The organism is Enterobacter cloacae complex sp. SHL018 (genome assembly GCF_049237905.1).
GTDB lineage: Bacteria > Pseudomonadota > Gammaproteobacteria > Enterobacterales > Enterobacteriaceae > Enterobacter > Enterobacter hormaechei_C.
Genome location: NZ_JBMKJE010000001.1, coordinates 747,053 through 759,197, shown reverse-complemented (window position 1 = coordinate 759,197; position 12,145 = coordinate 747,053). Strand labels below are relative to the sequence as shown.

Genomic DNA, 12,145 nt, shown 5'->3' with positions numbered 1-12,145 from the left:
TCATTTTTACCGAACTACTTCATTTACCTGATTAATTGTTCCGCTTTTGGCAAAATTTGTGCGCCGGATCGCGCTGTCAGATCATAATTGTAAATATCTGTACGATACTGGGTGCGTCCGTCCGCGCCTACAAACGCCGTCAGATAGTAAAGATTGACCGGAATATTGTGGCGGATATTGACGTAACGCGTATCCCCCTGCTTCAGGGCATCTGATATCCGCGTATCGTTCCAGCCTGCATCCTGCAACAGCATATTCGCCAGCTCCGAGGCCTTATTCACGCGAACGCAGCCCGAGCTGAGCGCGCGAGCGTCTTTCTGGAACAGATTATGGTTCGGGGTATCATGCAGGTAGATAGCGTCCGAACTTGGCATATTGAATTTGTAACGTCCCAGCGAGTTATGTGCGCCCGGTGCCTGCTGGAAACGGAACGGCAGGTTCGAAGGCGTAATCGTTGACCAGTCGACCATCCAGGGATCAATCGCTTCTTTGCTGTTCCAGCCCCGCATCACCGTATAGTTGTGTCGCTCCAGATAACCCGGGTCATTCCATACCTTAGGCAGGATATCTTTGCGCGCCAGCGTCGGCGGCACGTTCCACGGCGGGTTAACCACCACGTTATTCAGCGCGCTGCTCATCATTGGCGTTTTTCGGTCAGGTCGGCCGACAATCACGCGGGACGCCAGCACTTCGCTACCGTCCTGATAGTAGACCAGGGAGTACGCCGGAATGTTGACCATAATGCCGGTGGATAACGTGCCCGGCAGCAAGCGCAAGCGCTGGATATTCAACGCCAGCACCCCTGCCCGCTGGGCCGGAGAGACGTTCAGCCAGTCGCGAGTAGATGGACCAATCACGCCGTCAGCGCCAAGCCCCTGCGCGGCCTGGAACTGCTTCACTGCGGCGACCAGCTCGCGATCGTAAGCGGCGGGCTTATTGCTCAACGCAACGGCCGTTTTCTCTTTTACCGGCGCCGACGGGCTGACGACCGCATTTTGCGTCTCGTCACCGGGCAGCGCAATTTTAGGGCCGCTGTCGAGAATGCCGGAGCGTTTCATAATTTCGCGGATCGCAGGCACATCGCTGCTCCACTGCCCCGGACGCAGCGTTGTGGTGCCACGCAGCTGAGGCCACGGGCGGGAATCCGCGACCAGCTCAAGAAGCGACTGATGCATCGTGGCATATTGCGGATGGGCAGGCGCAAGGCTTGCGATAAAGCGCGGCAGTTCGCCGTTATCCAGCGACAGCTGCCACTGATTAATGACGGACAGCGCAGGCGTCGCCAGCTTGTACGGTTTACTGCTGTATAACCAGCGGTTGCCGTTCACCGAAATCCCCGCCACAAACTGTAAGTAGCCCATCATGGCATCAGACAGCACCACGTCACGCGCCTGTCCGGAAACGGCAGGGTCGGTCAGGAGCTCAACCCAGGTCGTGAACTGCGGCTGAAAGCCTGCAATCGCCACTTCAGCCAGCTGCTGCTGGAAGGCTCGTACCGCCTCGCGATTTTCCCACATCGGTTTCATATCGCGCGCAGCGTAAAGCAGCGTGAGCTGGTTAATATAAGCGGGAGTATAGCCCGAGGGCAGGCCGGTCATAAGCTGCTGGCGTAATGATTCAGTATCGATGCCTTCCGGCAGCGGTTTAATGCCGGCCATGATGGCCGTCGCCGGAGACTGATCCAGCGGTTGTGACAGCGACGTCGGCTGCGCGCCCATCGTCGCGGAGCTGTCAGTCGGTACAATTTCAGGCTCATCGGCCTGAGCGGTAAACAGTGGAGCAAACATCACTGTCAGGCACAAACTCAGCGCAGACAGCTGACGACCACGATTTTTCTTAAGCAACATCCCTTGCCCCCTGTTTTTCACGACATGCCCATTATTCTGGAGCTTTCCTTCAGTATAGAAAGGCATACTCGCTGCTGCCTTACCTTATGTAAAGAAGTTTAAAGATAACGCAGCCCTGAACACAAGTTAAGTGAATAAAAAAAGCGGCGCATGAGCGCCGCTATTTGTCGCACCCCGGGTTAAGAGGCGTCAGCCGTGCCCGGTAATGACTCCGGTGGCTGCGGGGCGAAACCACGCAGGCCCACGACGTGTACGTGTTCACTGTTCTGGAACACCTTACGCACCAGCTTATAGGTTGTCCCTTTTTCCGGACTGATGTTTTCCGGCGCCGCGATGATGAGCTGCATATCGAGTCGCTCGCAAAGCTCAAAAAGCGTGGCGATGGAGCGGGCGTCGAGACGCGCGGCTTCATCGAGGAACAGCAGACGGCATGGCGAGATGTCTTTGCCGCGCAGACGACGCGCTTCATCTTCCCAGCTCTGCACCACCATCACCAGAATCGACATACCGGTACCGATGGCTTCACCGGTAGAGAGCGCACCGGATTCCGCGCGCAGCCAGCCGTCTGAGCCACGGTTAACCTCAACTTCCATTTCCAGATAGTTGCGGTAGTCCAGCAGCTCCTCGCCGATGGTTTGCGGCGTACGCTGGCCCATGTCAATCTGCGGATTCAGACGCTGATATAGCTTCGCCAGCGCTTCGGAGAAGGTCAGGCGGTTACTGTTGAACAGATCCTGATGCTGTTCGTGCTGTTCAGACAACACGTCCAGCAGCGTGGAGTGCGCCTCACGCACGTTCACGTTCAGCCGCACGCTGTTGACCTGGCCAAACGACACGCTTTGCAGGCCCTGGTTCAGCTGACGGATACGGTTCTGCTCGCGCTGAATGGTTTTACGAATAATATTCGCCACGCTGCGGGAGCTGATTGCCAGCTTCTGCTCGCGGGAGGTCAGCTCCTCCGTCAAACGGCCCAGTTCGATCTCCATCTGTTCGATCGCTTCCACCGGATCGTCGGTACGGATGATGTCCTGACGAATACGCTCGCGTAAGTGCTGATAAACCGCCACGAAGAACTGAATTTTGCGCTCAGGACGCTTCGGATCTTCGGACATACGCAGCACGTCGCGCAGGTGTTCGTTATCCGCCACCGCCAGACGCAGCGCGCCCAGCGCCTTATCCGACATAGAGCGCAGTTCATCGGCTGACAGGTACGCCAGCTCGCGACGATGCAGACGACGCTCCACGTTGTTATCTTTCACCATGCGCATCACCGCGCACCACCCCGCCTTCGCGGTCACAACCTGTTCACGCATCTCATGATAGTCACGCTCCAGCTTGCGCAGGCGTCGCGTCAGGTTGTCCATCTCTGCTTCACAGAAGGTCAGCGCTTTTTCCAGCTGATTACGACGCGCGCGGTTGTTACTGAGCTGAGCATGCAGCTCATCGCGGCGAATACGCGCCCGCTCTTCTGCACCGCTGTCGGCGCGAACGCCGATGTCCTGCAACTCTTTATGCAGATCGTTTAACAGCTCTTTCTTGGTGTCGAAGGAGCTTTTCAGCGAGGCCATGACCTGGCTGTACTGGCTCAGCTGTGCGGCGTGAGTACGCATCGCTTCACGGGCGCGCGTACGCTCTGCTTCGGCCTGCTCAAGACGCTGGCGCAGCTTTTCATTAAGATCGCTGTTCCCGCTCAGCATTTCTGCTGAATCGGAGTAGCCGAAGTGTGCGCGACGTTGCACCACTTCCGTCAGGGCAAACGCCTGCTGACGCGCTTCGCGCTGCACCTGCTGTGACCAGGCATAATCCTCTTTTAACTGCTCAAACTGTTCCGGGTCGCTCTGGAGAACGGAAACCATCGGCTCCAGTTTTGCCAGCTGATTGCCGTGCTGCTGCACAAAGCGCGCCGCTTCCTGCGCTTCGTCCAGACGTTCCTGAATTTCGTCTACGCGGTCGGCGAGCGTATCGTCCGCCAGCAGGTTCAGGCGCGGCAGGATGCGGTTAAGGGCCGCAACGCCCTCTTTCGCCTGCTCGAACTGCACGCGGCTTTGCTGGTTGTCATTTTCATGGCTGGCAAGCGCACGCTCCAGCTCACCACGGCGGGTGTTGAGCTTGCGAATTTCAGCTTCCGGATCGGGCTCAAAGGCAACGCCCAGGTGGCTGCCGATAAAGCGGCTGAACGCCTGATGCAGACGCTGCGTTTTTTGAACATCAAACGACAGGGTTGCAAAACGCTCAGAAAGCGTTTCGCGCTCAGCGTGCAGGCTTTCAATACGGTTTTCACGCGCGGCGCGGCCAAACAGCGGCAGTTCCGGGAAGCGCGAATAGCGCCACTGGCGATCGGCGATTTTCACCACCACCGCTTTTTCCAGCTCGTCGACGCTGAATACGCTGTCATCAAACGACTGCGGATCCCCTTCGATGAGGTAGAGATCTTCCGGGCAGTCTTCCAGCCCTGCAAGCTGGTCAGAAATCAGCGACAGATCCGGCACCACAATCGCGTTACGGGATGGACCGTACAGCGCGGAGAAGTACGGCGCATCGTCCAGGCCGACATCGTCGTAAATTTCAGACAGCAACACGCCGCCGAAACGCTCGGCTAAGGCATTCAGGCGCGGATCTTCTGAGCCGCCAGGCTGGCTTAAACGCTCAATCTCTTCATCGACGTCACGCTTGCGCGCACCCACTTCGTCACGCTCAACAATCGCTTCACGCTCGCGCTCCAGCAGCTGTTGCATGTATTCGGTGACGTCCTGGCTGGAGGAAAACTCCTGGCCACACTGTTCGCTGAGCTGGTTCAGGCTGCTTTGTGCGGCCAGCCAGATCGGCGCACGCTGTAAGAGCGTCTTCGAACGGGACTGAAGCTGTTCCAGCTCCTGACGCAGCGTCATGCGCTGTTCGCTGGCGTTCGATACGGTATCCGACAGGGCCGCAATACGCGCTTCCAGCTCCTGGTTCAGGGCCTCAAGCTCGTCGAAATCGTAATTTTTACCCTGACGCTTGCAGAATTCCGCCAGCAGACGCTCGGCTTCCTGCTGTTCACGCAGACGCTGTTCCAGCTCGTTCAGGCGCATGCGCAGCGGCTGCACCTGTTCGGCCAGATGGCGTTGATTGACGCCGTCGCGCAGCAGCTCACGGGCAACGTCCCACGCTTCGTTACGCGCCAGCGGACCGTTGATCGCCACCACCAGCTGGTACGCCTGCTCAAACTGGCTATGCGCCGTTTGCGCCACGCTCATTTTCTGATCGAGAGAAAGCAGTTTCTCAGTGGCTTCCTGCTCTTTGGCCTGGAAGGTATCCAGCCATTCGTCAGCGCTTTCCGGGGTCAGGTCCGGCAGATGGCACAGCTCTTTGGCACGCTGCAACGCCTGCAACGCCTGGTTGTACTGAATCGCACGCGTCTGCTGCACGTCCAGCGCCTGCTGGTAATCAGCAAGCTGGCTTTTCAGCTCATCCACTTCCAGCTCGGCGGCTTCCGCGCGGGCTTCGTTCTCTTCCTGCAAATCGGCGGCTTCGGCCACCACTTCATTTTGCTCTTCAAGACGAATTTGCAGCTCATCCAGATCGGCTTCATAGCGCTCGATTTTTTCCTGCTGACGCAGCGCGGTCTGCACCAGGTTCAGGTGATCGCTGGCCGCCTGGTAATCGGCTTCCAGATCCCCTTCCGCACCGTTGTGCTCGCCCAGTTCGCGCGCCATTTCGACATGCTTATACTGCTCAGCCACCAGCTGTTTGCGGGAGGTAAACAGCTCGCGGCGATACTCCAGCGCCTGGTCGAGATGAATACGGCGCTCGTTGGCGTGGCGCATATAGTCCGCCGCCACGTAGTTGGTGGCTTCGCTGATCAGGTGCTTAAACAGGTCGCGGTCAGACTGTGTGACGCGAATCGCTTCCAGCGTCATGCGGTTTTCACGCAGCGCGGCTTCCATATCCTGGAAAGCCTTACGCACGCCGCTGTTTTCCGGCAGCAGGTAGTCGCGCAGGGAGCGCGTAATGGCGCTGGAGATACCGCCGTACAGGGAGGCTTCAATCAGACGGTAGTATTTACTACGATCTGACGCGCTGCGCAGACGACGGGCTACCACGCCGAGATCGAACATCAGAGAGTGATAGTCGGTAATGGAGTTAAACTGCTTAAACTGCACGCCTTCGATAGCTTCCAGCTTGTCTTTCAGCTCCTGGAGCGTGAGGACGCGCGCCTGACGTTCATTCAGGGTTTCCGTCAGCAGCGCGGTCGGCTGTACGGAGGTTGGTAGTCCCTGGATCGCAAACGGTTTGATATCTACTTTACGGTCGCGGCCAGCAACCTGTTGCAGACGCACGCCTACAACCACGCGCTGATGGCGGGAGTTGATCACGTCCAGCACTGAATAACAGACGCCCGCTTTCAGCTTACCGTGCAGACCTTTATCACGAGAGCCGCTCGTGGCGCCCGCTTCAGTGGTGTTACGGAAGTGCAGCAGGGTCAGGTCAGGGATAAGCGCCGTCACGAAGGCCGCCATGGTGGTGGATTTACCCGCCCCGTTACCGCCGGAGAGCGTTGTCACCAGCTCATCCAGATCGAAGGTTCGGGCAAAGAAGCCGTTCCAGTTAATCAGCGTTAGTGAGCGAAATTTACCGCGTTCAATCATTACTCTTCCTCCCCGCTATCCGGCTGATTCTCTTCGTGCTCGTCATTGAGCTGCAAATGGTTTTCCACCGGCATCGCTTCACCGTCGCGGATCATGCGCAGCTGCGCTTCACGCGCATCGTCACCCGCACGCACGTCGGCGCCAAAACGGAAGACCGATTCGGTAATACGGAACTTGCTGCTGTCGTGACCCATGAACCAGACCATTCCCAGACGGCGCAGACGGTTCAGGGAAGAGCGAACTTTTTCCTGTAATTTCTGACGGTCCAGATCGGACCCCGTTGAGCGGTTATTAACCAGCTTGAGCAGCTTGCTTTCATCCGCCAGCGACAGCAGCTCATCGTAAAGCTCCTGCTGGGTGAAGATCCCTTCATTCGCCAGACGTTCCGGGCTGAGATAGAGGTAGCAGAGAATTTTGCCGACCATCATATCCAGTTCGGAAAGCACCGAGCGCGGAATAAGCGTGGTAGAGCGCGGGCGCAGGTAGAAAAACCCTTCCGGCGCGCGGATCAGCTCAACGTTATAGCGAGCGTAAAACTCTTCCAGGTACTCCTGAAAGTCCATCAAAAAGGCGTGATTATCCAGCTCGTCAAGGCCAATGTGACGACCGGCACGCAGCTGGCTATCCAGCGCCGGAAACAACGGATTCGCCAGCGCCTGTGCCAGCTTAACTGGCATCACGTGTTCAATATTTGTCAATGACATGCGCCTGTACCTTGGCTCCGTAATCGTTAATCGGCTGCCACTTCGGCGGCAGTCCGGTGAAATCGGCTTGTGCGATGCCCAGGCGCACCGCCTGGTCTACAACAATGCGGGCAACATCGAAGTGGCGCGCGCGCGGATACTGCGCCAGATAGTCGCGTACCACGAGGCCAAGATCCAGCGGTGCTTGTCTGGTTTTGTAGACAGCGAGCTGTTCTTCAATCATCGCCGCAAGCTGCTCGCGAATTTCGTTAAATTCTTCGTATTCCAGATCCGGCGGCAGTTCACCGGTGACCTCTTCATCACGCAGCGCCATCTCTTCGTCGCGCATATCCAGCAGACGATCGGCGTTGGCGTAGGTCAGCGCCCACGGCGCATCGAAGTAGGTCTGTACCGACTGGCGCAGACGTTGAGCAAAGACGCGATTCTTATCCATATCGATGGCGGTACGGATAAATTTATGCACGTGGCGGTCGTAACCGATCCACAGGTCGATCGACTGCTGGCCCCAGCTGATAATGCGGTCAAGCTTGCTCTGCAAATCAAACACCAGACGGTCGATAAAATGCAGGTCGTCGTGCGCCATCGTCGCGTCCTGGATGCGTAGCAGATTGGCCTGTAGCTTATCTCCCGCCGCCTCCAGCGTATCCTGCAACTCACGCAGCGTACCCGACGTTTCTGACAGCAAGAGTTCACAGCTGGAGATGGCCGCACGCCAGTCTTTATTAAGCAGTTGAGCGATATCGTCTTTCACCTGCTGCTGCTGTTCGTCCATCAGACGTTGAGTCAGATCGATACTGTCGAAAATCTCGGCAACCGAATATTTCAGCGGCGCGTAAACGTTGCGATGCCAGTGGAATTCATCACCGTTTTCATCAGCCGCGTCGGCGGCACGCTTCAGCTCGCCTGCAACAATAGAGAGCTGCATGGAGAGACGCAGCGTGGAAAATTCGCGCTGGCGGATGTAATAGTCGGTAATGCCAATGCCCAGTGGCGTAAGACGATAGATGGCGTTTCCTTCCGCCTGCTCGCTGGTAAAGCGGTTCAGCAGACGTTGACGCACCATATCATTGATTGCGTTGTTGGCACGCACGCTAATGGTTTCGCTGGTTTGCTCAAACGCATCACTGACGTGGCGGAACGCATCCACCAGTTCGCCTTCACTCATTTCGCCATCCAGGCGTTCGCCGTTTAGCGTCGCAACCGCCAGCAGGAATGAGAGTCTGTCTACCGGCAGCGAGATGGAGAAATCGTTTTTCCTGGCCCAGGCAACCAGTTCGGGGACTGTCTGGGAAAATTCACTCATAGATTATCCTTGCATCTGCGGCTTGCGCGCGGTGACGTGTATATAGCGGCCAAGGCTCAGATAAGGCTCCTGGCGGCAGTACCGCGTCTCTATTTCTGTTAAGGCGTCTAAACAGTCATCCTGTTTTTGTTTATCACGCAGATAATCATGAAACACCCTCACGCCGGTTTTGCCGGTAATTTCCCAACCGATCTCCTCCAGCCAGCCATAGACCTGCTGCGGTTCACGGGGGAAATCCGGTGAAAGCGTGCGTCGTTTCTTTTTATACATGCCCTGCTGTACATAGCCAAAATTGCCGACCAGCACGTTTCGCATTAGCAGGCCGTTGGCATTGTAAAACATCAGCGATAACGCACCGCCCGGGCGCAACATCGACCACAGCGTTTTTAACATCGCTTGTGGTTCGGCGATCCATTCGAGCACAGCATGAAACAATATCAGATCAACCTGCGTTTCCAAATGCTGCGGAATGTCCTGAGCGGCGCAATGTATAAAATGCATGTTGTCGCTCACACCTTTCTCTTCTGCCGCTCGCCCTGCGCGCGCAACCATCTCGGCAGAAAGATCGCAAAGCGTGACGTGATGTCCCCGCTGCGCCATCAGAATTGCAGTCTGACCTTCCCCACCGCCGGCATCCAGCACGCGCAACGGTCGGTCACCGAATTCAGCCAGCAGCTTGTCCAGATCCTGCCAGAGGATCGTCTGACGAAGCTGACCTTTGGTGGTGCCATAAATGTTGCGCGAAAACTTTTCCGCGATGTCATCAAAATTGCGATCCCGCATTGGGAGGGTTCCACTCACTACAAAACCGCTATTTTGTCACACCCGCGCGGAGAATGAACCACTCTGGTGTAATATCACCGACAATCGCCTGCTGTATGGTTAAAAAAGGAACCAAAAAGGATGCTTTTTACCCTAAAAAAATATATCGGAGGCATGATGCTTCCCCTTCCCCTGCTGTTGCTTCTCATCGCGCTGGGGCTGGCATTGATATGGTTTAGCCGTTTTCAGAAAAGCGGTAAATCCCTCGTTACCGTGGGCTGGCTGGCGCTGCTGTTACTCAGCCTGCAACCGGTCGCTGACGGTTTATTACGTCCGATTGAAAACACCTACCCGACATGGCAGGGAAATCAGAAGGTGGGCTATATCGTGGTGCTGGGCGGCGGGTATACCTGGGATCCGAACTGGGCGCCCAGCTCGAACCTGATCAACAACAGCCTGCCTCGCCTGAACGAGGGGATCCGCCTGTGGCTGGCCAATCCGGGATCGAAGATGATCTTCACGGGCGCTGCGGCAAAAACCAACCCGGTCAGTACCGCTGAAGCAGGAGCAAGAGTGGCTGAATCGCTTGGCGTACCACGTTCCGCCATCATCACGCTGGATAGCCCAAAAGATACCGAAGAAGAGGCGGCGGCGGTGAAACAGGCCATCGGTGATGTACCGTTCCTGCTGGTGACCTCTGCTTCACACCTGCCGCGCGCAATGATTTTCTTTGTGAAGCAGGGCCTGCATCCGCTTCCTGCTCCGGCAAACCAGATGGCTATTGACGCCCCGCTCAATCCGTGGGAACGGATAATCCCGTCCCCGGTATGGCTGATGCACAGCGATCGTGTCGGCTACGAGACGCTTGGCCGCCTCTGGCAGTGGCTCAAAGGTTCGTCAGGCAAGCCAGGGCAGGAGTGATTTTGCGGCCAGATCGAAACTGGCGCGATTAAAGCGCCCGGTGTTGACCAGCTGCGCCACCTCATCCCAGAGAAGATAGAGCCAGCGTCGCCAGAGAAAGGCCTCCGCAACAGGGGCGCGCTGAAGATAGTGCCAGAGCAAATCTTCCGCCGCCCCGCCCTCGCTCAGCCTGAACAGTTCGTACTCGCGCGGCGCCCAGAGCATGATCCCCGGCCCGACCATCGCCAGCAGCTGGTCGCTGCGCGAGTCTTTAAGCATACTGCGCAGCGTGAAATTGCCGTGAACCAGCACGCAGTTGTCGTTAAAGCCCTCAAACAGCGTCGGCAGACACTCCCGGGTGCGGAATAAAATACGTTTGTCCTGCATCGTTAAACCGGTGTTGTTGAACTGGTTCAGCGTGCCCCACAGCACTTCAACACGCTGGCGATACCACAGCGGCCACAGGTTTTCCTGCGTGCTGTCCACCGCGCCAACAAGACCCCGGCTGTCCTGCCGATGCCAGGCAAGCAGAGCCTCGACAATCTGATCTTTCAGCTGTTCCCAGCGCTCCGGTGTACGCGTCGGGGCTTCAACAGAAACCCCGCGTAAACGTTCGATAAGCAGAACATCCGGGCCGGGATGCTCCTCATGGGTCATCACGCCGTAGACCGTCGGCATGCGGACAGTCCCTTCCCGCGCCAGCATCGACATTTTCCAGGCCAGCTGTCTGGCGACGCCCGGCGAGGTAAAACTTCTGGCCATCAGCGGCATGGGGTTTCCCTGACTGTCGTACAACGACCAGAGTGCGGTGTCGGCCTTTTCATTCACGCATTCCACCCGGCTTAGCTTTTCGCCAAGGAGATGGCTGAGTTCAGCACGCAGCTGTTCCATATGAGATTACCCCCATTAAGACTACTGCTTTTATAATGAGCGCGCGAAACCCGGATGTCACCCGGTAGAGATCAATAATGAAAAAGAAAAGGAAAATAGCCTGGCGGGAGAGCATCCCCCCAGACGAGGGGATGCCAGCGAATTAACGCATTTCGACGCGTACGCGCTCGAGATCTTCAGGGGTATCCACGCCGGTGCCTGGGATTTCCTGGGCAACCGCAACGTGAATTTTCTCGCCGTACCACAGCACGCGAAGCTGTTCGAGCATTTCAATATGCTCCAGCGGGCTTGGTGCCCAGGCGACGTAGCGACGAATAAAGCCGGCGCGGTAGCCGTAAATACCGATGTGGCGCAGGAAGGTTTCGCCGATTGTCTCTTTCGATTGCGCGAAACGATCGCGATCCCACGGAATGGTGGCGCGGGAGAAATAGAGCGCGTAGCCCTCTGCGTCCATGACCACTTTCACCGCATTCGGATTGAACGCCTCTTCAGCGTGGTGAATCGGCACCGCGAGGGTCGCCATCCCGACCTGACGCTGTGCCAGGTTGTCGGCCACCTGACGGATAATCGCCGCCGGGATCATCGGCTCATCGCCCTGCACGTTCACAATCACCGTCTCGTCGCTGAAACCGCATTTTTCGACGACTTCCGCCAGGCGCTCGGTGCCTGACTGATGATCGGCACGGGTCATGCACACTTCCCCACCCGCGGCCTCAATCGCGCGCGCAACATCCGGGTGATCGGTGGCGACGATGATGCGTCCGGCGCCCGATTCGCGTGCCCGTTCAAGGACATGCACAATCATCGGTTTGCCATTGATATCCACCAGCGGTTTACCTGGCAGGCGCGTTGAAGCATAACGCGCAGGGATAATGACAACAAAACTCATGGTTTGATCTCTTCTGCCACCAGGGAACGGGCTTCATTTTCCAGCAGGACCGGAATACCGTCACGCAGCGGGAACGCCAGGCTGTCCAGTTTGCAAATCAGCTCTTGTTTATCCTGGCTGTAATACAGTTTGCCGTTGCACACCGGGCAGGCAATAATTTCAAGTAAACGGTGATCCATATTTCCTCCGTATGGGTAATCGCTAAAGCTTATCACATTCCC

9 protein-coding genes are annotated in these 12,145 nt (G+C 57.1%); 1 reads left to right on the top strand and 8 read right to left on the bottom strand.

Annotated features, from left to right (window positions below):
• Window positions 1-23 precede the first annotated feature (23 nt).
• The 5 genes from ldtD to cmoM form a co-directional block, all read right to left on the bottom strand.
• Window positions 24-1,847, bottom strand: a complete 1,824-nt coding sequence (gene ldtD, locus ACOTY5_RS03640) for a L,D-transpeptidase (protein ID WP_015570960.1) — start codon at window positions 1,845-1,847, stop codon at window positions 24-26.
• Between the two features lie 179 nt (window positions 1,848-2,026).
• Entirely contained in the window at window positions 2,027-6,475 is a 4,449-nt protein-coding gene (gene mukB / locus ACOTY5_RS03635) for a chromosome partition protein MukB (RefSeq protein ID WP_062934082.1), read from the bottom strand.
• Window positions 6,475-7,179 carry a chromosome partition protein MukE gene (gene mukE / locus ACOTY5_RS03630; protein ID WP_017384823.1) on the bottom strand — a complete coding sequence of 235 codons (705 nt, stop codon included), beginning with the start codon at window positions 7,177-7,179 and terminating at the stop codon, window positions 6,475-6,477. The genes mukB and mukE overlap by 1 nt, the downstream gene beginning before the upstream one ends.
• A complete protein-coding gene (mukF, locus tag ACOTY5_RS03625) occupies window positions 7,160-8,482 on the bottom strand; it encodes a chromosome partition protein MukF (RefSeq protein WP_015570962.1) in 1,323 nt (440 codons plus the stop codon). The genes mukE and mukF overlap by 20 nt, the downstream gene beginning before the upstream one ends.
• A gap of 3 nt (window positions 8,483-8,485) precedes the next feature.
• Complete coding sequence (gene cmoM / locus ACOTY5_RS03620) at window positions 8,486-9,265, bottom strand: tRNA uridine 5-oxyacetic acid(34) methyltransferase CmoM (RefSeq protein ID WP_003858212.1); 780 nt, start codon at window positions 9,263-9,265, stop codon at window positions 8,486-8,488.
• 120 nt (window positions 9,266-9,385) lie between these two features.
• Here cmoM and elyC point away from each other — a divergent pair, with 120 nt between their 5' ends.
• Entirely contained in the window at window positions 9,386-10,165 is a 780-nt protein-coding gene (gene elyC / locus ACOTY5_RS03615; RefSeq protein WP_045142740.1) for an envelope biogenesis factor ElyC, read from the top strand.
• Here elyC and ACOTY5_RS03610 read toward each other — a convergent pair.
• From ACOTY5_RS03610 to ycaR, 3 genes are all read right to left on the bottom strand, one after another.
• Window positions 10,142-11,035, bottom strand: a complete 894-nt coding sequence (locus tag ACOTY5_RS03610) for a YcbJ family phosphotransferase (RefSeq protein ID WP_003858216.1) — start codon at window positions 11,033-11,035, stop codon at window positions 10,142-10,144. The genes elyC and ACOTY5_RS03610 overlap by 24 nt on opposite strands.
• 142 nt (window positions 11,036-11,177) lie before the next feature.
• Window positions 11,178-11,924, bottom strand: a complete 747-nt coding sequence (kdsB, locus tag ACOTY5_RS03605; RefSeq protein WP_045142739.1) for a 3-deoxy-manno-octulosonate cytidylyltransferase — start codon at window positions 11,922-11,924, stop codon at window positions 11,178-11,180.
• Window positions 11,921-12,103, bottom strand: a complete 183-nt coding sequence (gene ycaR / locus ACOTY5_RS03600; RefSeq protein ID WP_003858220.1) for a protein YcaR — start codon at window positions 12,101-12,103, stop codon at window positions 11,921-11,923. Before ycaR ends, kdsB begins: the two co-directional genes overlap by 4 nt.
• Window positions 12,104-12,145: the final 42 nt, after the last annotated feature.